Origin of the sequence: Nocardioides jensenii JCM 1364 = NBRC 14755 (assembly GCF_001552535.1) — a bacterium.
Lineage (GTDB): Bacteria > Actinomycetota > Actinomycetes > Propionibacteriales > Nocardioidaceae > Nocardioides > Nocardioides jensenii.
The window spans coordinates 32,431-52,780 of record NZ_BCRJ01000004.1; the positions used below are offsets into that span (position 1 = coordinate 32,431).

General features: G+C 68.7%; 20 protein-coding genes. 4 read left to right on the top strand and 16 right to left on the bottom strand.

The window, feature by feature from the left end; genetic code table 11:
* Positions 1–16: 16 nt before the first annotated feature.
* Positions 17–769, bottom strand: a complete 753-nt coding sequence (locus tag NJ4_RS02200) for a polyprenol monophosphomannose synthase (protein ID WP_407668038.1) — start codon at positions 767–769, stop codon at positions 17–19.
* Positions 766–2,304, bottom strand: coding sequence for an apolipoprotein N-acyltransferase (lnt, locus tag NJ4_RS02205; RefSeq protein WP_067429519.1), 1,539 nt, complete (start codon positions 2,302–2,304; stop codon positions 766–768). Before lnt ends, NJ4_RS02200 begins: the two co-directional genes overlap by 4 nt.
* A 634-nt stretch (positions 2,305–2,938) precedes the next feature.
* On the opposite strand from lnt, the gene NJ4_RS02210 reads away from it, so the two are divergent.
* Together NJ4_RS02210 and NJ4_RS02215 are read left to right on the top strand one after the other, a co-directional pair.
* On the top strand, positions 2,939–4,393 hold the full coding sequence (locus tag NJ4_RS02210) for a KamA family radical SAM protein (RefSeq protein ID WP_067429521.1): 1,455 nt from the start codon (positions 2,939–2,941) through the stop codon (positions 4,391–4,393).
* Positions 4,394–4,529: 136 nt separating this feature from the next.
* Positions 4,530–5,003 (top strand): VOC family protein, encoded by a 474-nt coding sequence (locus NJ4_RS02215; RefSeq protein ID WP_067429524.1) that lies wholly within the window; start codon positions 4,530–4,532, stop codon positions 5,001–5,003.
* A 72-nt stretch (positions 5,004–5,075) separates the two neighbouring features.
* Here the strand turns inward: NJ4_RS02215 and NJ4_RS02220 are convergent, their stop codons facing one another.
* Entirely contained in the window at positions 5,076–5,516 is a 441-nt protein-coding gene (locus tag NJ4_RS02220; protein WP_217996718.1) for an Lrp/AsnC family transcriptional regulator, read from the bottom strand.
* 52 nt (positions 5,517–5,568) lie between these two features.
* Here NJ4_RS02220 and NJ4_RS02225 point away from each other — a divergent pair, with 52 nt between their 5' ends.
* Together NJ4_RS02225 and NJ4_RS02230 are read left to right on the top strand one after the other, a co-directional pair.
* Entirely contained in the window at positions 5,569–6,477 is a 909-nt protein-coding gene (locus tag NJ4_RS02225) for a 5'-3' exonuclease (RefSeq protein WP_067429978.1), read from the top strand.
* A gap of 53 nt (positions 6,478–6,530) precedes the next feature.
* Complete coding sequence (locus NJ4_RS02230) at positions 6,531–6,899, top strand: DUF3054 domain-containing protein (protein WP_067429530.1); 369 nt, start codon at positions 6,531–6,533, stop codon at positions 6,897–6,899.
* A gap of 9 nt (positions 6,900–6,908) precedes the next feature.
* Here the strand turns inward: NJ4_RS02230 and NJ4_RS02235 are convergent, their stop codons facing one another.
* From NJ4_RS02235 to dop, 13 genes are all read right to left on the bottom strand, one after another.
* Positions 6,909–9,650, bottom strand: coding sequence for a DEAD/DEAH box helicase (locus NJ4_RS02235; protein ID WP_245644412.1), 2,742 nt, complete (start codon positions 9,648–9,650; stop codon positions 6,909–6,911).
* The gene (locus NJ4_RS02240) at positions 9,647–10,528 is read right to left on the bottom strand and encodes a diacylglycerol kinase (protein WP_082748102.1); all 882 of its coding nucleotides are present in this window, start codon (positions 10,526–10,528) and stop codon (positions 9,647–9,649) included. Before NJ4_RS02240 ends, NJ4_RS02235 begins: the two co-directional genes overlap by 4 nt.
* Before the next feature lie 28 nt (positions 10,529–10,556).
* The gene (locus NJ4_RS02245; RefSeq protein ID WP_067429539.1) at positions 10,557–10,982 is read right to left on the bottom strand and encodes a hypothetical protein; all 426 of its coding nucleotides are present in this window, start codon (positions 10,980–10,982) and stop codon (positions 10,557–10,559) included.
* Positions 10,979–11,818, bottom strand: a complete 840-nt coding sequence (tatC, locus tag NJ4_RS02250; RefSeq protein WP_067429542.1) for a twin-arginine translocase subunit TatC — start codon at positions 11,816–11,818, stop codon at positions 10,979–10,981. The genes NJ4_RS02245 and tatC overlap by 4 nt, the downstream gene beginning before the upstream one ends.
* Positions 11,819–11,837: 19 nt before the next feature.
* Positions 11,838–12,107 (bottom strand): Sec-independent protein translocase subunit TatA, encoded by a 270-nt coding sequence (gene tatA / locus NJ4_RS02255; RefSeq protein WP_067429545.1) that lies wholly within the window; start codon positions 12,105–12,107, stop codon positions 11,838–11,840.
* A gap of 37 nt (positions 12,108–12,144) precedes the next feature.
* Positions 12,145–13,128, bottom strand: coding sequence for a helix-turn-helix transcriptional regulator (locus NJ4_RS02260; RefSeq protein ID WP_067429547.1), 984 nt, complete (start codon positions 13,126–13,128; stop codon positions 12,145–12,147).
* Positions 13,125–14,099, bottom strand: coding sequence for a helix-turn-helix transcriptional regulator (locus NJ4_RS02265; protein ID WP_067429550.1), 975 nt, complete (start codon positions 14,097–14,099; stop codon positions 13,125–13,127). The genes NJ4_RS02260 and NJ4_RS02265 overlap by 4 nt, the downstream gene beginning before the upstream one ends.
* 30 nt (positions 14,100–14,129) lie before the next feature.
* Positions 14,130–15,056: an FKBP-type peptidyl-prolyl cis-trans isomerase gene (locus NJ4_RS02270; RefSeq protein ID WP_067429554.1), complete on the bottom strand. Its 927-nt coding sequence runs from the start codon at positions 15,054–15,056 to the stop codon at positions 14,130–14,132.
* A 65-nt stretch (positions 15,057–15,121) separates the two neighbouring features.
* Positions 15,122–16,483 carry a Pup--protein ligase gene (gene pafA / locus NJ4_RS02275; RefSeq protein ID WP_067429557.1) on the bottom strand — a complete coding sequence of 454 codons (1,362 nt, stop codon included), beginning with the start codon at positions 16,481–16,483 and terminating at the stop codon, positions 15,122–15,124.
* Positions 16,484–16,718: 235 nt separating this feature from the next.
* A complete protein-coding gene (gene prcA / locus NJ4_RS02280; RefSeq protein ID WP_082748104.1) occupies positions 16,719–17,663 on the bottom strand; it encodes a proteasome subunit alpha in 945 nt (314 codons plus the stop codon).
* A gap of 21 nt (positions 17,664–17,684) precedes the next feature.
* Positions 17,685–18,527, bottom strand: a complete 843-nt coding sequence (gene prcB / locus NJ4_RS02285; protein ID WP_067429560.1) for a proteasome subunit beta — start codon at positions 18,525–18,527, stop codon at positions 17,685–17,687.
* A 4-nt stretch (positions 18,528–18,531) separates the two neighbouring features.
* A complete protein-coding gene (locus NJ4_RS02290) occupies positions 18,532–18,729 on the bottom strand; it encodes a ubiquitin-like protein Pup (protein ID WP_067429563.1) in 198 nt (65 codons plus the stop codon).
* A gap of 84 nt (positions 18,730–18,813) precedes the next feature.
* The gene (gene dop / locus NJ4_RS02295) at positions 18,814–20,322 is read right to left on the bottom strand and encodes a depupylase/deamidase Dop (protein ID WP_067429567.1); all 1,509 of its coding nucleotides are present in this window, start codon (positions 20,320–20,322) and stop codon (positions 18,814–18,816) included.
* Positions 20,323–20,350: the final 28 nt, after the last annotated feature.

Genomic DNA, 20,350 nt, shown 5'->3' on the forward strand with positions numbered 1-20,350 from the left:
GCGCCCATCGATGTGCTCATCGGCGCCGGAAGGTGCGCTTGATGCGGGCCCAACGCTCGTGCAGGCCCCACCGGGTGATCCGCTTGAGGGACTCGCTGGCCACGGACCCGCTCATCTTGGAGTCGCCGCGCTCCCGCTCGATGAACTCGATCGGGACCTCGACGACCGTGCCACCGGTCTGCAGGGTGCGCCAGGCCATGTCGGTCTGGAACACGTAGCCGGTTGACTCGACGGTGTCGATGTCGATCGCTTCCAGCGTGCTTCGCCTGAAGACCCGGAATCCGGCCGTGGCGTCCTTGATCTTCACGCCCAGAAGCATCCGGACGTAGAGGTTGCCCCCGCGGGAGAGGAACTCACGCGATCTGGGCCAGTTGACCACCGAGCCACCCGGGATCCACCGCGAGCCGATGACCAGGTCGGCGTCCTCGAGCGCGTCCAGGAGCCGGTGCAGCTGCTCGGGCTGGTGCGACCCGTCGGCGTCCATCTCGCCGATCACGTCGAAGCCCAGGTCGAGGGCGACCCGGAAGCCGTGCAAGTAGGCCGCGCCCAGGCCCGCCTTCTCGGTGCGGTGCACGACCGTGATCTGGGGATCGGCCTCGGCCAGCTTGTCGGCGAGCTTGCCGGTGCCGTCGGGCGAGTTGTCGTCGACGATCATCACGTCGACCCCCGGCTGAGCCTCACGCAGGCGCGAGACGATCCACTCGATGTTGAGCGACTCGTTGAAGGTCGGAATCACCATCACGACGCGGCCCAGTCCGTCGTACGTCACGTGTCGTCCCCTTGGTCGTCCGGTGCGGGTTCCGCCTCATCGGGAGTCCGCTTCCTGCGCTGCAGACGATACGACAGCAGCGGTAGCAACACCGCACCGAGGGCGAGCGGCACCGAGAGGCGTCCGAGCCACGGCCCGACCACCATCGCCGGCGGCGTGCCGTCGGCCAGGCGGATCTCCTGGACCAGGACGTCCCGGGTGCGTGGCTCGATCGCGGCGATCACGTTGCCGTCGGGTCCGATCACCCCGCTGCGACCGTTGACGGCGGCCACCACCACCGTGCGACCTGTCTCGAGGGCACGCAGTCGGCTGATCGCGAACTGCTGCTCGATCTGACCGGTGTGGATGAACATCGCGTTCGAGGTCTGCACGACGAGCAGGTCGGCACCACGGCGCACCTGGTCACTGATCGTGTCGTCGTAGGAGACGTCGAAGCAGATGACGTCGGCAACCCGCAGCCCGTCGATGCGCAACGGCTCCACACCCGTGCCGCTGAGCATGTCGCGCGGGATCATCGCGAGGCGCCCGAAGTTCGAGGCACCGAAGTGCTTGCGATAGGGGATGTACTCCCCGAACGGCACCGGGTGTCGTTTGGTGTAGCGGTCGCCGGCCCCGGTCACCGGGTCGAAGACGATGCCCTGGTTGAGCACGTGGGCGTCGTCGGCGGCGTCGACGATGGCCCCGACCAGGATCGGTACGCCGATCATCCGCGACGTCATCACGAGCATCTGCCGGACGCTGAGGTCGCGGAAGGGGTCGACGGCCGTGGTGTTCTCGGGCCAGACAACGAAGCTCGGGCGCGGTCGCTCACCCCGGTCGACCTGCTCGGCCAGGTCCTGGGTGAGCTGCATGTGGCTCGCGGTGACCTCGCGGTGGTGGGCGATCAGATCGTCACCGTGCCCCGGCACGTCACCTTGTACGACGGCCACGGTCGCCGTGTTGTCCGAGGTGGCGTGGACCGGGACGAACCACGGGACCACGACGGTCAGGACGGTGGCGCTGAGGACTCCCCCGGCCAGCACCTGTCGGTCTCGGACGTGCAGCACCGACCACAGCAGCAGCGCCGAGGAGAGTGCGACGAGCAAGCTGACCCCGCTGGCTCCGATCCACGGGAACCACCGCTCGAACGGGGTGTCGATCGTCGCGAAGGCGACCCGTCCCCAGGTCAGGCCGCTCATCGGCCACGCACCCCGGAAGGTCTCGACCGCGAGCCACACGACCGCCGACCAGAGCGGCCAGAGGCGACTGCGCGACACCCCGGCCAGCCCGGCACCTGCCAGCGCGAAGTAGAGCGCCTCGAACCCGGAGAGAGCCAGCCAGGCGTCGGTCCCGATCACCCGCAGCCAGAAGAGCAGGGTGAGCATGAAGGCCACGCCGAACGCGAGACCGAGCAGGGCAGCGAACCGCACCGACTGATGCAGCGTGCACCAGAAGAAGAGAGCCAGGGCCAGCGGGAGCAGCACGACGGCGCCGACCGGCTCGAAGGCGAGTCCGAGTGCGATCCCGCTGGTCAGGGCGAGCAGGATCCGGAGCACCCGGCAAGGCTACCCGCGCGGACCCCTGCAGGCGCGGGAGGACCGACCAACCCTTCGGACCTCCTCACCGGCGACTGGCGGCCGTCGGTGCGAAGTTGTCTACGGAGCTCGTGGTCCTCCCGCATCCGCCCTCGAGCGGCGGCACCGACCTCCGCGAGCCATCGGGGACCGGCACGTGGTGCTCGCACCGTCTCCGACGGCCACCTGGACGCCGGTCCGCCATCACGATCTGCATGGACGGACCCCGGCACTTTTGCCCACGACACCGGGCACTGTCAACCTGGCGATGACCTGCACAAACGTGTGTTGTCGCAGGTCAGGGCGATGGCTTCGACACCAAGAATTCACCACTGATTTCCACCGCCTTCGGCGTGTCTCCCGCGACACGCCGAGAGGGTGCCCTAAGGCGCACGTCTGCCCGCTCCCGGAGCGACCCAACGGTCCCCCGAGGCAGCCCTGCCGCCCGCGCATCCCCCTCGGCTCGCACGCCGTCCATCCAGATGACAACATGTCAGGAGATTTTGCGGTGCAAAGTTTGATTCGCAGAACAATCTCCATCTACGCTGGTGGTTGAGGCACACATCACACGCGTGAGGCCTCGCGCCCAGTCGTCGTACCCCATCAGGAGACCCCGATGAGCATCGAGACCTCGATCGCCACCCTCACCGGCCAGCCGTACCCCTACCGCCGCGACGAGCTCGTCGAACCCGACTGGACCCGGTTCCCGGGGTGGAAGGACGTCACGGTCGCCGAGTGGGAGTCCGTGCAGTGGCAACGTGCCCACTGCGTCAAGAACCTCAAGCAGCTGCGCGAACTGCTCGGCGACCTGGTCGACGAGCGCTTCTACGCCGACCTGGAACGCGACCAGTCCGAGCGGGCCACGATGTCGATGCTCGTGCCGCCCCAGATGATGAACACGATGGCGCCGCACGACGACCCGGCGGGGCCGGGGTCGTTGACGGACGCGTTCTACGCCGACCCGGTGCGCCACTACATGCTGCCGGTCTTCTCCGACCGGCGTACCGACTGGCCCTCGCACCCGCACGCCACCCGCGACTCGCTGCACGAGCACGACATGTGGGTGGCCGAGGGGCTGACCCACCGCTACCCGACCAAGGTGCTGGCCGAGCTGCTCCCGACCTGCCCGCAGTACTGCGGCCACTGCACCCGCATGGACCTGGTCGGCAACTCCACCCCGGTGATCGCCAAGCTCAAGTTCACCGCGAAGCCGGTCGACCGGCTCGACTCGATGATGGACTACCTGCGTCGTACGCCGTCCGTGCGTGACGTGGTCGTCTCGGGCGGCGACGTGGCGAACATGCCGTGGGCCCGGCTCGAGGACTTCCTGATGCGGCTGCTCGAGATCGAGAACATCCGCGACGTGCGTCTGGCCACCAAGGCGTTGATGGGGCTCCCGCAGCACTGGCTCCAGGACGACGTCGTCGAGGGCATGACCCGGGTCGCCACGCTGGCCCGGTCGCGCGGGGTGTCGATCGCGATCCACACCCACGTCAACCACGCGAACTCCGTGACCCCGCTGGTGGCCAAGGCCGCAGCGACCATGCTCGAGACCGGCGTCCGCGACGTGCGCAACCAAGGGGTGCTGCTCAACGGGGTCAACGCCGACCCGCACGCCCTGCTCGACCTGTGCTTCCGCCTGCTCGACGGCGCGCAGATCATGCCCTACTACTTCTACATGTGCGACATGATCCCGTACTCGGAGCACTGGCGGGTCTCGGTGGCCGACGCACAGCGACTGCAGCACCACATCATGGGGTACCTGCCCGGCTTCGCGACGCCTCGCATCGTCTGCGACGTGCCGTTCGTCGGCAAGCGCTGGGTGCACCAGCTGGCGTCGTACGACCAGGTGCGTGGCATCTCCGGCTGGACCAAGAACTACCGCACCTCGATCGAGGCGCAGGACGCCGACGCTCTCTCCCGGGAGTACCACTACTACGACCCGATCCACACCCTGCCGGTCGAGGGCCAGCAGTGGTGGGCCGAGCACGGAAATCTCGACGAATCCGCGCTGCTGGCCGCCGAGGTCGCCGAGGCCTCACGGCGTACCGCCGCGCTGCAGGCCCACTGAGCCACGAGTTCGTCCGGGGGGACGCTCTGACGGGTGCCATCCTTGTGGATGGCACCCGTTGGCGTTTTCCCTGGGTAGCGATGAGTCCGGGGGCTGATCGAGGTCCACCCGAGAGACCCCCGACGGAAGGACTCCCATGCAGAAGATCGTCACGAACCTCTGGTTCGACAACAACGCCGAGGAAGCGATCGACCACTACATCGCGGCGCTCGGTGACGGCAAGGTGCTCAATGTCGTGAGGTACGACGCCACCGGGATGGGCGATGACGGCACCGCCATGGCCGTCGAGTTCGAGCTGCTCGGCCAGCGCTTCGTGGGCATCAACGGTGGCCCGATGTTCACCTTCAGCGAGGCGATCTCCTTGGAGGTCCGGTGCGCCGACCAAGCCGAGATCGACCGAGTCTGGGACGCCCTGGTCGAGGGCGGCACCGAGCAGCCGTGCGGCTGGCTCAAGGACAAGTTCGGCCTGTCCTGGCAGGTGGGGCCCAGCAACTTCACCGACTTCACGACCGGCGATCCGGAGGCGGTGGCCCGCTTCATGAAGAAGATGCTGTCCACCCAGGGCAAGTTCAACCTTGCCGAGCTCCAGGCCGCCTACGACGGCAGGTGAGCCCGACCCTGAGACGCGGGTCTCCCCGGTGCGCCGGGGAGACCCGCACAGACCATCAGACGGAGAGGGCGGTCAGCTCGAGACCGGGCGGTTCTCGTAGGGCGTGGAGAGCACGATCGTGGTCCTCGTCGACACGTTGGCGGCTCCCCGGATCCGGGCCAACAGCTCCTCGAGGTCGCCCGGCGTGGCCACCCGGACCTTGAGGATGTAGGACTCCTCCCCCGCCACCGACCAGCACGACTCGATGTGCGAGATGTCGGCGAGGCGCTCCGGGTAATCGTCCGGCTGCGACGGGTCGATCGGGGTGATCGAGATGAATGCCGTCAGGGGCAGGCCGGTCTGGTCGTGGTCGATCGTGGCTCCGTAGCCCTTGATCAGACCCCGCGACTCCAGTCGCTTGACCCTTTGGTGCACGGCCGACGTCGACAGGCCGGTTGCCTTCCCGAGGTCGGTGAAGGACATCCGGCCGTCGGTCGCCAGCAGGGTGAGGATGGCCCGATCGGTTTCTTCCACGCAGGCAGCGTAGCGAAGTGACAGACTGTCCGCCGTGACCATCCAGCGACTGATGCTCCTCGACACCGCGAGCCTCTACTTCCGGGCCTTCTTCGGCGTTCCCGACTCGATGAAGGCGCCCGACGGCACCCCGGTCAATGCCGTGCGTGGGTTGATGGACTTCATCAGCCGGCTGGTCACCGAGTACCAGCCGACCCATCTCGTCTGCTGCTGGGACAACGACTGGCGGCCGCAGTGGCGGGTCGACCTGATCCCGACGTACAAGGCACATCGCGTGGTCGAGGAGGTGGCCGGTGCCGACCCCGACGTCGAGGAGGTCCCCGACCCGCTGCAGGTGCAGATCCCGATCATCCTCGCCGTGCTCGAGGCGTTCGGCATCGCGGTCGTGGGCGCCGACGAGATGGAGGCCGACGACGTGATCGGGACCCTGGCCACCGGAGCCGGCATGCCGGTCGACATCGTCACCGGCGACCGCGACCTCTTCCAACTGGTCGACGACGCCGCTGAGGTGCGGGTCCTCTACACCGCGCGCGGTGTCGGGCGCCACGAGCGCGTCGACAACGCCTGGGTGCGTGACAAGTACGGCGTGGACGCCACGCAGTACGCCGACTTCGCGACGCTGCGCGGCGACGCCTCCGACGGGCTCCCGGGGGTGAAGGGCGTCGGGGAGAAGACGGCGGCCACCCTGCTCGGTCGGTTTGTCGACATCAAGACAATCGTGGCCGCTGCCCAGGATCCGGAGGCCGACATGGGCCCCGGGCCCCGCGGCAAGATCAAGGACGCCGCCGACTACCTGACGGTCGCACCGACCGTGGTCGCCGTACGCCGCGACCTCGACCTGGGCGAGCTCGACCTCACCATGCCGCGTACGCCGGCCGACCCCGAGCGGGTCGTCGAGCTCGACCAGCAGTGGGACCTGGGCAGCTCGGCCGTCCGACTGGTCGAGGCACTGCAGGGCTGAGGCTGGATCCACCCCGGGCCGGCAGACGGAAGGACCCGGGTAGGTTGGCGGTCATGTCGCGTCGTGCCCTCACCGTCCTGGCCCTCGACCTCGTGCTGGTCGTCGTCTTCGCTGCGATCGGCCGTGCGGAGCACGACAAGGGCAACGTGGTCCTGGGGGTCCTCGACACCGCGTGGCCGTTCCTGACCGGCGTACTGGTCGGCTGGCTGCTGATTCGTCAGCTCGGCAGGCGCGAGGCCACCGACATCGGGTCTGGCATCACGGTGGTGATCAGTGCCGTGGTCGTCGGGATGCTGCTCCGCGTGGTCACCGGCGACGGCACCGCGTTCTCGTTCATCGTCGTGGCCACGCTGGTGCTGGGCGTGTTCCTGATCGGATCACGCGCCGTGCACGGATGGGCTCTGGGGCGAGCCGCGCGCTAGGCGGTCGGGTCACTCCGCGACGGAGGAGTAGGACACGACACCCCTGCGGAGGCGGTCGGCCGCCTCCAGGGCCACCGCACGCAGCGGCGTACCGGCCGAGGCGTGCCCGACCTGCACCGCAAGGTCGAGCAGCTGCTTCATCACCCTCACGAAGTCACCGGCGGCCAGGTCGATGCCGCCGAGCACGTCGTCGAGGGCGTCGCCCTCGGCCCAGCGGTACGCCGCCCAGGCGAAGCCGATGTCGGGCTCGCGGAGGAAGTCGAGCTTGTTGCTTCGCTCCAACTCGTCGAGGTCGCTCCACAGGTGGACCAGGTCGCGCAAGGAGTCCCGGATCCGCCCACTGGGCATCTTGGGCGAGCGGGCGTCGTCGGGACGCCGGGCCTCGAACGCCAGTGCGGAGAGCACCGCCGCCAGCTCGGAGGCGTCGAGCTCGTTCCACAGTCCGGTGCGGATCGCCTCGGCGGCCACCAGGTCCATGTCGGAGTAGATCCGCTGCAGGTGGACGCCGCGCTCGGTCACGCTGTCGCCGTCCAGGTACTCCATCGCGGTGAGGACGTCGCAGACCCGGTCGAACTGGCGGGCGATCGTGTTGGTGCGGGACTCCACCCGCCGCTTGAGCGTGGTTGCCTCCTGCTGCAGCTTGAACCAACGCTCTCCCCACCGAGCGTGGTCCTCACGGTCGGGACAGTCGTGGCACGGATGCTCGCGCATCCGCTGCCGCAGCGCCGCAACCTCCGCCTCCACGCCCGACAACGCCGTGGCGTCCGCCCGAGAGGATCGGGAGGAGCGCCGGGACGGCGGCGGGGGCGCGAACTTGTGGGTGCGGTGCCGCAGGGTCGAGGTCAGGTCGCGACGCATCTGCGGGTTGCGACCGTTGAAGTTGCGTGGCACCCGAACCTTGTCGAGCGCCTCGACCGGGGTGGTGAAGTCGATCATCGCCAGCCGGCGGGACTGGCCCCCGGCGGTCACCACCGACGGCCGGGGCTCGTCGTGCGAGAGTCCCGGGTCGGTGACCACGGCGTAGCCGGCGAACTTGCCGTTCGGCACCAGGATCACGTCGCCGACCTTGAGCCGGACCAGTGAGTTGATCACGTCGTCACGCTCGTCGCGGCGACGCGCCTTGGCGGCCCCCTTCTCGACGTCGGAGACCTTGCGGCGCAGGGCGGCGTACTCCATGAAGTCCCCGCGGTCACACTGGGCGGCGTCGGCGTAGCCGGCCAACGCGTCCTCACTCTTGCGCAGCTTGCGGGCCAGCCCGACCACCGCCTTGTCCGCCTGGAACTGGGCGAACGACGACTCGAGCAGCTGGCGCGAGCGCTCCCGGCCGAACTGGTGGACCAGGTTGACCGCCATGTTGTACGACGGCCGGAAGGAGGAGCGCAACGGATAGGTGCGGGTGGAGGCGAGCCCGGCGACCTCACCGGGGTTCATCCCCTGCTGCCAGAGCACGACCCCATGGCCCTCGACGTCGAGACCGCGGCGGCCGGCCCGGCCGGTGAGCTGGGTGTACTCCCCCGGCGTAAGGTCGACGTGCGCCTCACCGTTCCACTTCGAGAGCTTCTCGAGGACGACGGTGCGCGCGGGCATGTTGATGCCCAGCGCGAGGGTCTCCGTGGCGAACACGACGCGGCACAGCCCGCGCAGGTAGAGCTCTTCGACGCACTGCTTGAAGCGCGGCAGCATGCCGGCGTGGTGGGCCGCGACGCCACGGGTGAGCCCGTCGAGGAACTCGTGGTAGCCGAGCACCTCGAGGTCGTCGTCGGGCAGGTCACGACACTGTTCCTCGACGAAGGCGTAGATCTCGTCGCGCTCCTCGGGGGTGGTCAGCCTCAGGTTGGCATCGAGGCACTGCTGCACCGCGGCATCGCAGCCGACCCGGCTGAAGATGAACACGATCGCCGGCAGCAGCCCCTCGGCGTCGAGTCGGGACACCACGTCGAACCGGGTCGGCTGGTAGAGCCGTCGCCCCTGGGGGCGTGAGCCGCGGCCCCGGTTTCCCTTCTTGTCCCGCCGGTCCTTGAACCGGGTGGCCGCCCAGTCGTCGCGCGCGACCCGGAGCAGGTGCGGGTTGACCTTCGCGCCCTCCTGGGCGAACCCGGCCTGGGCGAGCTCTTCCTCGTCGGCGAAGAGGTCGTGCAGCTGCTTGCCGACCATCACGTGCTGGAACAGTGGAACCGGCCGCTTCTCCTCCACGATGGTGGTGACCTCGCCGCGCACGGTGGCCAGCCACTCGCCGAACTCCTCGGCGTTGGAGACGGTCGCGCTCAGCGAGATGACGGCGACGCTCTCGGGCAGGTGGATGATCACCTCTTCCCACACCGCACCGCGGGACCGGTCGGCCAGGTAGTGCACCTCGTCCATCACCACGAAGCCGAGGCCGGTCAGCGTCCGTGAGCCGGCGTAGAGCATGTTGCGCAGCACCTCGGTGGTCATCACCACGACCGGTGCCTCACCGTTGATGGTGTTGTCACCGGTGAGCAGGCCGACCTTGTCCGCGCCGTACCGCCTGACCAGGTCGGCGTACTTCTGGTTGCTCAACGCCTTGATCGGGGTGGTGTAGAAGCACTTGCGGCCGGACTGGACAGCGAGGTGCACGGCGAACTCGCCGACGATCGTCTTGCCGGAGCCGGTCGGAGCGGCGACGAGGACGCCCTTGCCCTCCTCGACCTCGCGACAGGCCCGCACCTGGAAGTCATCGAGCGGGAAGTCGTAGAGCGTGGAGAACTCGCGCAGGGACGGGTGGTCGGTCACAGCAGAACCTCCAGCGCCAGCGGGGCGCACTCGACGGTCAGGGGTAGGGCACCGAAGCGCTCGCCGTCGGCGTAGCCGACGATGCCGGGCGTGGCCACGGTCACCCGACGGACCCGATGGTGCTCGTAGGCCGGGTGCGAGACATGCGTGCCCGAGAACAGCTTGGGGTAGGTGCGGATCAGCTCGGGACGCGACATTGCCTTGATGATGACCACGTCGAGCAGGCCGTCGTCCAGCAGGGCGCCCTCGGTGATCCGCAGTCCACCGCCGAACGAGGGCCCGTTGCCGACCGCCACGAGCATCGCATCGACGGTGCGGATCTCACCGTCGAGTTCGAGCGTGTAGTGCAGGGGCCGGAACGTCCGCAGCTCCGCGAGCGTGGCCAGGTTGTAGCGCATCTGTTCTCGGGGCCAGGTCATCTCGTTGGCGCGCTCGTTGACGATGGCGTCGAAGCCCGCGGCGAGCACGGTCACGAACCAGCGGTCCCCTGATCGGGCCAGGTCCATCCGCCGGCGACGCGAGGCGACCACGGTGTCCGCGGCCGCCAGGGGGTCGGTGCGCGAGATGTCGAGGTAGCGCGCCACGTCGTTGCCGGTGCCGGCCGGGATGATGCCCAGCGGCGTGTCCGTGCCGGCAAGCGCCTGCACCGCCAGGTGGACCAGTCCGTCGCCGCCACAGGCGACCAGCGCGTGGCACCCCTCGGCCACCGCGGCGCGGGCCAGAGTGGTCGCCTCCTCCGCGGTGCTGCCCTGCAGGACCCGTACGTCGAACCCGGCGTCGCGCAGCCGGGGCACCGCGCGGGCGGCGTACCGGGCACCCTTTCCCCTGCCTGCCGTGGGATTGACGAGAAAGGCGATCTCGCGAGGTCGTGTGGGCACGAAGCCGACCCTATAGGGCGGGTCTCCGCTATCCGTGGTCGTCGACCACACCGAGCCGCATCGCGGCGACGAACCGTTCAGGTCGGCCCCCCACTGCCTTCGCGAGACGGGCCAGGGAGGTGAGGATGCGGTCGGCGGTGAAGCCGATGCCCGGCACGGCCAGCGTCAGACGGGCCTCGTGCTCGACCAGCAGGACCTCACCGTTGCGCCAGGCCTGGTGTGCTCGGACCCGGGTCGCGTCGTCGGTGACCGGCTCCGGCCAGGCCTGGTCGATACCCAGGAGGTCGCAGGCCAGCTCGCAGGACTCGCTGCCTTCGAGAGCGGTCAGACGTCCGTGGACGAGGTGACCGGTGAGCCGCCCGGCCGCGGACTCGACGTGCCAGGTGACCTCCTCGACCCCCAGCCAGTCGGGCAGGTCGAAGGCGTCCAGGGGCGCCAGTGGGCCAGGGCTCACAAGGGCGACATCTCGTCGTCGCCGATGCCATGTGACGGGTCGGCCTTGCGCTTGCGGGTGTCGAGGATCCGGCAGATCACCTCGGAGATCGCGAACAGCAGCACCATCGGAATCGCGAGGAACAGCATCGAGAACGGGTCGGTCGACGGTGTCGCGACCGCGGCGAAGACGAACGTGCCGATCACGATCCACGGCCGATGGTCACCCAGCGCCTTGCCCTTCACGATGCCGGCCAGGTTCAGCAGGATCACGAAGACCGGGATCTCGAACGCGATCCCGAAGACCAGCAGGGTGCGGGTCAGGAACGTGAGGTAGTCACTGAACTCGATCAGGTTCGTCAGGTCGGCCGGGGTGAAGGAGATCAGCACCTCCAGCCCCTTGGGCAGGGTGAGGTAGCCGATGTAGGCGCCGACCAGGAACAGCGGGCCGGCGATGGCGGCGAAGACCCGCGACCACTTGCGTTCGCCGGCGTGCAGGCCCGGGAGGATGAACGCCCAGATCTGGTAGAGCCAGTAGGGACTGGTCACCACCACCCCAGCCAGTCCGCAGAGCTTGAGGTGCAGCATCAACGGTCCGCCGGCGCCGTTGATCGTCGCCGTGGTGGCCACGTCCTCACCGAGCGCCTTCTGGGCGTCCTCGTAGGGACCGAGGATCAGCTGGAAGATCTGGTCGAAGAAGAACAGGGCGACCGAGATCGCGATCACGAGCACCACGGTCACCCGCAGAATGCGGGCCCGCAGCTCACGGAGGTGGTCGGAGATCGCCATCCGGCCGTCGGCACCGAGGCCGTTCTTGGGCCGGGTGCTGAACAGGCCGACGACACCGAGGAGCGACACAGCAGGTTTCGCCGGTCGGTCAGTTGGTGGTGTCGGGGCGGTGCTCGGACTTCAGCGAGTCGCCCTCGGGACGCTTCTCGGGCGTCGGAAGCTCACCGGGGGGAGCCGAGGCCGCGGGCTTGTCCTCGTCCTCGTCGTCGTCGGTCATCAGACCCTTGGTCTCGGACTTGAAGATGCGCAGCGCCCGGCCCGTGCCGCGGGCCAGCTCTGGCAACTTCTTGGCGCCGAAGAGCAGCACGACGATGAGGAGGATCAGCGTGATCTCGAGCGGGCCGATTCGGCTGAACATGGGGGTCCCTTACCTAGTGAACGGTTCGCTGCACATACTACGCGTCGGTGCCACCGTAGAGCCTGAGGGCTTGCTGTGCAGCCACCGTGAACGCGTCGGCGTACTCCTGCGGCCCCACGACCTCGGCGTACGGCGCCAGTCGCAGCAGCAGCCGCACCAACCACCGCGGGTCGGCCACCCGGAGATCGATCTCGAGTCGGTTGCCACGTCGCTCGCGCACCGCCTCGACGGGGTAGTACTCGGCCACCCAGCGCGCCTGCGGGGCCAGGCGCAGGGTGACCAGGGGGCTGCCCTCCTCAGGACGGAACAGGCCGTCACCCAGGTCGACCGGCTCGAGATCAGGGTGTACGTCGACCGCGGTCTCGAGCACCTCGTCGGCCACGATCCGGTCGAGCCGGAACAGCCGCCGGCCATCGGCCTGGTGACACCACGCCTGGAGATAGCCCATCCCCTGGGAGTCGACGAGCTCGACGGGGTCGACGGTGCGTTCGGTGTTCTCGTCGCGGGCGGGCACGTAGTAGGTCAGACGGACCTGTCGGCCGTCGGCGATCGCCTGGGCGAGACGACCGCGCAGGGCCGCGTTCTCCCGTTGTCCCGGGGGCACGTGCACGTCGACGTGGGCGGCCGGCTGTCCGTCCTCGGCGACGGTCTCGATCTTGGCCAGGGCCCGGTCCAGGCTCTCGAGGGTGTCCCCGTCGGCCGACTCCCGCAGGGTCCGCAGGGCCACCGTGATCGCCGAGGCCTCGGCCGCCGAGAGCCGCAGTGGTGCCTGGAGGTAGTCCGCGTTGTGGATGCGAATCACCGAGTCGCCGTCGAGGGCGTCGAGGTCCACCTCGATCAGGTCTCCGGGCATCCATCCGGGCCAGCCGCAGTAGATCAGGACCCGGAGGTCGGCGACGAGCTGCTCGGGAGGCACCCCCAGCCTGGCCGCGGCGTCCTCGAGCCGCATGTCGCCCTCGCGCCGGATCAGCGGGACGAGCGCGAGCAGGCGACCCACCTGCTCCTTGGCTCCGGTGGTCACGCGATCACCCCCGGCACCGCGGCAAGGCGCTGCCTGGCCAGCTGACGCGCCTCGTCCGGGGACTCGACGACGGCATCGGCGCCGAAGGCCAACACCTCGTCGACGAAGTTGTCGATCGAGGAGTGGACCACGGTGAGTCGGTCCCACTCGTCGGTGTCGTCAGGCCCGTGGACCCCGGCCTCGACCGACGTCGCGGAGCGACGCAGGGCATGGGCCGCCCCGGCGCGCACGAGGGCGGTGCCGGTCTCTGTCGCGGGCCCGGGCGACAGACTCGCGGTCAGCTCGCGCAGGTTGACGTCCGCGGGCACCTCGTAGGCCTCCGACCGTCCCGAGCGCCTCACCGCGCCGTGCACCCGCGACAGCCGGAAGAGTCGTGGCTCGCCACGGTCGACGTCACGGCCCACGACGTACCACCGGCCGGAGGACGAGACGACACCCCAGGGCTCGAGGCGGCGCTTGGCGGGGCTGGTCGAGCCGGAGCGCTGGTAGTCGAAGGTGACACGGGTCCGGTCCAGGGACGCCTGCCAGAGCACATCGAAGTTCGGGTCGGAGACGGCTACGACCGGTGCGGCCAGGTCAAGCCGACTGCGGTCCACCTCCACCCCCGCGGCACTGAGCTTGGCCAGGGCGTCGCTGGTCGCGGCGGCGAGGCCGGCATGCTGCCAGACCCGGGTGGCCAGCCCGATCACCGCGGCCTCGTCGGCGGTCAGGGTGATCCCGGGCAGGGCGAAGGTCTCCGGGTTGACCCGGTAGCCGACCTCGTCCCCGAAGTAGCTGTCGAGTGCGACGATCTCGACCGGCACGCCGAGTGCCCGCAGCTCGTCCTTGTCACGGTCGAACATGCGCTCGAACGCCTCGTCCCCGGCCTCGGCGTACGGCGGCATGCTGCTGCGGATCTTGTGCTTGGACAACGGCCGGCGCTGCACCAGCAGCAGGATCAGCAGGTTGAGCAGTCGTTCACTCTTGGTCACCTACGGCTCCTCCCGTTCGCTGGATCCGGGTCACACAACCCCGAGGATGTCGATCACGAACACCATCGTGTCGGTGCCCTTGATGTCTTTGCCCTTGCCCTTGGCGCCGTAGCCGTCGGCAGGCGGGACGTAGAGCAGCACCCGGCTGCCGATCCGCATGCCGGGCAGCATCTTGCGCCACCCCGCGACGGTGTCGGCCAGGGCCAACGGCTGGAGGTCCTTGGAGTAGTTCTCGTCGAACGGCTTCTTGCCACCCCACACCTGGCCGAGGTAGCGAACGGCCAGCTTCGAGTTCTTGGTGATCTTGGGGCCGTCACCCTGGATGATGGTGAAGGCCTGAGTCGTCGTGGGTGCCTTCTTGGCGGTGCCGGTGAAGTCGAACCCGGTGACCTGGTCGTCCTTCTGCACGATCTTGGGCTGGCCGGGCTTCTGGTCGCTCGCCTTGCTGGAGATCGGGTCGGCGAGCTTGCTGACGATGTCGACCACGAACACCACCGGGTCGCCCGGGGCGATGGCGATGCCCTCGTTGCCTCCGTCGCCGAAGGCGTCCTTCGGGGCCGCCTCGACCTGCACCCGGGAGCCGACCGACTGACCGACGATGGCGTCGCGGATACCGGGGACGGTGCTGTCGGTGATGCCGATGAGCGTGGCGCCACCCTCGTCCCAGGTGCTGGCCGCCTGCTCGCCGTTGAAGCCGTTGGCGATGTAGAGGTTCGCGACGACCGTGTCGCCGGTGGCGACGGCCTCGCCCTTGCCCTCGGTGAGCACCGTGGCCTTGGTGGTCGAGCGCTGGTAGTCGCCCTCGAACGTCACCTTCGGCTCGGCGCCGAACGTGCCGGCGACCGTGACCGTTCCGGAGTCCTTCTCAGAGCTGGAGGACCCGGAGTCCTCTCCGCATGCGGAGAGGCCGGTGAGGAGCAGGAGGAGGGTGCCCAGGAGCACGAGGACGCGACGCAAGGGATTCACCTTCGGATCGGGGAACAGCAGCGCGGCACAGCCTAGCCGCAGGGGCCAGGGCTTCCTCACATCCCGTCGATGAGTCGCTGCACCCGTTCGTCGGCGGAGCGGAACGGGTCCTTGCAGAGGACGGTGCGCTGGGCCTGGTCGTTCAGCTTGAGGTGCACCCAGTCGACGGTGAAGTCGCGTCGACGCTCCTGGGCCTTCTTGATGAACTCACCCCGCAGGCGGGCGCGAGTGTTCTGTGGGGGCACGGACTTGGCCTCGAAGATCTTGAGGTCGTCGGTGACCCGCGCCACGGCGCCGCGCTTCTCGAGCAGGTAGTAGAGCCCGCGGTTGCGGTGGATGTCGTGGTAGGCGAGGTCGAGCTGGGCGATGCGGGCGTGCCCGAGCGGAAGGCCGTGCTTGGCGCGGTAACGCTCGATCAGCTTCCACTTGATCACCCAGTCGATCTCTCGGTCGACCGAGTCGAGGTCACCCGACTCGATGGCCTTCAGTCCGCGCTCCCACAGGTCGAGGGCCTGGTCGATGACCGGCGTACGCAGCTCACGGCGGTCGACGAAGTCGCGGGCCCGGGTGAAGTACTCGAGCTGGATCTCCAGCGCGCTGGCCTCACGGCCGTTGGCCAGCCGGATCTTCTGGCGTCCGGTCATGTCGTGGGAGATCTCCCGGATCGCCCGGATCGGGTTCTCCATGGTGAGGTCGCGCATCACGACCCCCTCCTCGATCATCCGCAGCACCAGATCACAGCTGGCGACCTTCAGGAGAGTCGTGGTCTCGCTCATGTTCGAGTCACCGACGATCACGTGCAGCCGGCGGTACTTCTCCGCGTCCGCGTGCGGTTCGTCGCGGGTGTTGATGATCGGCCGGCTGCGGGTGGTGGCGCTGGAGACTCCCTCCCAGATGTGCTCGGCCCGCTGGCTCACGGAGTACGACGCACCGCGCGGGGTCTGGATGATCTTGCCGGCGCCGACCACGATCTGGCGGGTGACCAGGAACGGGATCAGGATGTCGGCCAGACGGCTGAACTCACCGGCCCGCCCGACGAGGTAGTTCTCGTGGCACCCGTAGGAGTTGCCGGCGGAGTCGGTGTTGTTCTTGAACAAGTAGATGTCGCCGGCGATGCCCTCGTCGTGCAGGCGTCGCTCGGCGTCGACCAGCAGACCCTCGAGGGTGCGCTCCCCCGCCTTGTCGTGGGTGACCAGCTCGTTGATGTCGTCGCACTCGGGCGTGGCGTACTCGGGGTGACTGCCCACGTCGAGGTAGAGGCGGGCACCGTTGCGCAGGAACACGTTGCTGCTGCGCCCCCACGAGACGACCTTGCGGAAGAGGTAGCGGGCCACCTCGTCGGGGCTGAGTCGACGCTGTCCCTTGAACGTGCACGTGACGCCGTACTCGTTCTCGATTCCGAAGATCCGGCGGTCCATGGCCCAACACTAGTCACAGCATGGGCATCCCGGTGGGAGGTTGACCGTTACCCGTTCCGCGAGACGTCCAAGAGGTGCGTCAAGCGCTCCTCGCCGCTGCGCTGGGGAAGCGATGAGCGGTGAAGCATTCCCTGGTGCCGCGGGTGTTCCGGGCCTGCTTTGCGCGCGATCGTCAGGGGCAGACTCGACCGACGAACATCAACAACTCGACGGACGAAGATCAACAAGTCGTGGGTCAGGGCGCGATGGGCGGTTCGCCACCCGGGGCGGGCGGCGTGGGAGGCGCGGTCGGGGGTGCCGTGGGCGGCTCACCGGACGCCGGTTCCCCGGAGGCCGGCTCACCGGTGACCGGGTCCTCCAGCGGCGGCGTGGAGCCGCTCACCGTGTCGGTGGGGTCGGTGGGGTTGTCGGGCCCGGTCGGCACCGTCGGCGCAGCGCCGGCCTGGGTGTCCTCGGCCTCGGGCTCGTCCGGGGTCTCGGGTCCGCGCTCGCCCAGGATGCCGTCGAGTGCCTCGGGACGGATCCGGCGGAACTTGCGCGGCTGGGTGCGGGTGCGGTCGAGGACGGCGACCTCGAGGTGGTCGGCCGCGATCACCCGGTCGTCGGTGTCGGAGTGACCGAGCGCGGAGACGGCCAGCTTGATCGCCTCGTCCAGCGAGGCACCGTCGGCGTAGTTGCCCTTGAGGTACGACGCCACCTGGTCGGCCGCGCCACCCATCACGGCGTACCCGTGCTCGTCGGCGACCTGACCGTCGTAGGTGAGCCGGTAGATCTGGTCGTCGGCTGCTTCGTCACCGATCTCGGCGACGAACAGCTCCACCTCGTAGGGCTTCTCTCCCCCGCTGGAGAAGATCGTGCCGAGGGTCTGCGCGTAGGCGTTGGCCAGACCACGCCCGGTGACGTCGCGTCGGTCATAGGCGTAGCCCCGCATGTCGGCCAGGCGGACACCGGCGATGCGGAGGTTCTCGAACTCGTTGTAGCGACCGACCGCCGCGAACGCGATCCGGTCATAGATCTCGGACACCTTGTGCAGCGCCTGGGAGGGGTTCTCCGAGACGAACAGGACACCGTCGGCGAACTGGACGACGACCACGGACCGGCCACGGGCAATGCCCTTGCGCGCGAAGTCGGCGCGGTCCTTCATCAGCTGCTCGGGTGAGACGTAGTACGGCATGCTCATGTGAGAAATCCTTGGCTCGGGTCAGACCAGTGAGGCGGCGGGGCCGTCGGGACGCTGGAGGCGGCCGGCGATCACCTGGTCCGCGATCGCGGCGACCTCGTCGTCGGCGAGGCGACGCCCGCCGTCGGCGGTGATCACCTGCACGACCGGGAAGATGCGACGGCTCACGTCGGGGCCACCGGTGGCGGAGTCGTCGTCGGCGGCGTCGTACAGCGCCTGCACGACGGCGGTCACGCACTCGGTCTCGGTGAGGTCGTCGCGGTAGAGCTTCTTCAGCGACCCGCGGGCGAACATCGACCCGGAGCCCACCGAGTGGAACGCCGTCTCCTCGTAACGACCGCCGGTGACGTCGTAGGAGAAGATCCGTCCCTGGGAGGCGGTCAGGTCATAGCCCGCGAAGAGGGGGACGACGGCCAGGCCCTGCATGGCCAGCCCAAGGTTGGCCCGGATCAGGGCCGCGAGACGGTTGGCCTTGCCGTCGATGGAGAGCGTCGTGCCCTCGATCTTCTCGTAGTGCTCGAGCTCGGTCTGGAACAGGCGCACCATCTCGACCGCGAGACCGGCGGCACCGGCGATGCCGACGCAGCTGAACTCGTCGGCCGGGAAGACCTTCTGGATGTCGCGCTGCGCGATGATGTTGCCCATCGTGGCACGACGGTCGCCGGCCATGATCACGCCGCCGGGGAAGGTCGCCGAGACGATCGTGGTGCCGTGCGGGGCCAGGTCGCCGACGTTGCCCTGGGGCACGGTTCGCTTCGAGGGCAGCAGGTCCGGGGAGTGCTCACCGATGAAGTCGGCGAACGACGACGTGCCGGGGGTCAGGAAGGTCGCGGGCAGGCGGGACCCGTAGGTGGGCGCGCTCACCGGGTCACTCCCCACCCTTCTGGATGAAGGACTTCACGAAGTCCTCGGCATTCGTCTCGAGGACGTCGTCGATCTCGTCGAGGATCGCATCGATGTCCTCGTCGAGCTGCTCCTTGCGATCGGAGACCTCGGGCGCGACGGTCTCCTCCTCGACCGGAGTCTCCTCGGTCGACTTCTTCGGCTGCTTCTGCTCCTGTGCCATGTCTTCGACCCTATCCACTCGGAGGAAGAAATGGTCTCGACAGGCTCGACCAACCGGTGAGTTGTCTCGACCAACGGACGCGAATCAGTGGGTCAGGGCGTCGAAGAGCTGTTCCGCGGTCTTGCAGCGGTCCAGGAGCGCGCCCACATGAGCCCGGCTGCCCCGCAAGGGGTCGATGGTCGGCACCCGCTGCAAGGACTCGCGACCGGGCAGGTCGAAAATCACCGAGTCCCACGACGCGGCGGCCACCGAGTCGGCGTACTGCTCCAGGCACCGGCCCCGGAAGTAGGCGCGGGTGTCGACCGGCGGGTCGTGCATCGCCGCCTCGACGGACGGGTCATCGAGCAGCCGCTCCATCCTGCCCATGCGGGCCAGGCGGTGGTAGAGGCCCTTCTCCGGACGGATGTCGGCGTACTGGAGGTCGATCAGGTGCAGCTTCGCGTCGCTCCACTCCAGGCCGTCACGGTCGCGGTACTGCTGCAACAGCTTCAGCTTGGCCACCCAGTCGAGCTCGGTGGCGCACTCCATCGGGTCGCGTTCGAGACGGGTCAGCACCGACTCCCACCGGGCCAGGACGTCGCGGGTCTGGGGGTCGGCATCGTCGCCGAGCCGGTCGTCGACATGCTTGCGGGCCAGGTCGAGGTATTCCATCTGGAGCTGGACGGCGGTCATCTTGCGGCCGTCCTCGAGGGTGACCAGATGGCGACAGGTCGGATCGTGGGAGATTGCCCGCAACGAGGAAACAGGAGCCTCCACGGCCAGGGGAACCGTGATGAAACGGTCCTCGATCATCGCCAGGACCAGGGCCGTGGTGCCGACCTTGAGGTACGTCGAGACCTCGGACAGGTTGGCGTCGCCGATGATCACGTGAAGCCGGCGGTACTTCTCCGGATCGGCGTGCGGCTCGTCACGGGTGTTGATGATCGGGCGCTTCAGCGTGGTCTCCAACCCGACCTCGACCTCGAAGAAGTCGGAGCGCTGGCTGATCTGGAACCCGTGCTCGCGGCCGTCCTGGCCGATGCCCACCCGGCCGGCGCCCGTGACCACCTGCCGGGAGACGAAGAACGGGGTCAGGTGCCGCACAATGTCGGCGAACGGCGTCGAGCGTCGCATCAGGTAGTTCTCGTGGGCTCCGTAGGAGACACCCTTGTTGTCGGTGTTGTTCTTGTAGAGCAGGATCTGGGCGGCTCCGGGAATGGCGGAGGCCCGCCGCGCGGCGTCGAGCATCACCTGCTCCCCCGCCTTGTCCCACCGCACGATGTCGAGCGGGTTCGTGCACTCGGGTGTGGCGTACTCGGGGTGGGCGTGGTCGACGTACAACCTGGCGCCGTTGGTGAGGATGACGTTGGCCAGGCCGAGGTCCTCGTCGGTGAGCTGGCTGGCGTCGGCCACCTGCCGGGACATGTCGAAACCCCGCGCGTCGCGCAGCGGCGACTCCTCCTCGAAGTCCCACCGCGCCCGGCGCGCCTTCAGCGTCGCCGACGCATAGGCGTTGACCACCTGTGAGGACGCGACCATCGGGTTGGCGTTCGGCTGCCCCTGGACGGAGATGCCGTACTCGACCTCAGTTCCCATCACCCGTCGTACGCTCATGCGTTCGAGCCTACTCGGGCCGGACCAC

Excerpts from the sequence above, each read along its gene's own strand:
- NJ4_RS02210 (WP_067429521.1), top strand. The coding sequence starts at position 2,939 with ATGAGCATCGAGACCTCGATCGCCACCCTCACCGGCCAGCCGTACCCC.
- pafA (WP_067429557.1), bottom strand. The coding sequence starts at position 16,483 with ATGGACCGCCGGATCTTCGGAATCGAGAACGAGTACGGCGTCACGTGC.
- prcA (WP_082748104.1), bottom strand. The coding sequence starts at position 17,663 with ATGAGCATGCCGTACTACGTCTCACCCGAGCAGCTGATGAAGGACCGC.
- tatA (WP_067429545.1), bottom strand. The coding sequence starts at position 12,107 with ATGTTCAGCCGAATCGGCCCGCTCGAGATCACGCTGATCCTCCTCATC.
- NJ4_RS02230 (WP_067429530.1), top strand. The coding sequence starts at position 6,531 with ATGTCGCGTCGTGCCCTCACCGTCCTGGCCCTCGACCTCGTGCTGGTC.
- NJ4_RS02215 (WP_067429524.1), top strand. The coding sequence starts at position 4,530 with ATGCAGAAGATCGTCACGAACCTCTGGTTCGACAACAACGCCGAGGAA.
- NJ4_RS02290 (WP_067429563.1), bottom strand. The coding sequence starts at position 18,729 with ATGGCACAGGAGCAGAAGCAGCCGAAGAAGTCGACCGAGGAGACTCCG.
- NJ4_RS02225 (WP_067429978.1), top strand. The coding sequence starts at position 5,569 with ATGCTCCTCGACACCGCGAGCCTCTACTTCCGGGCCTTCTTCGGCGTT.
- dop (WP_067429567.1), bottom strand. The coding sequence starts at position 20,322 with ATGAGCGTACGACGGGTGATGGGAACTGAGGTCGAGTACGGCATCTCC.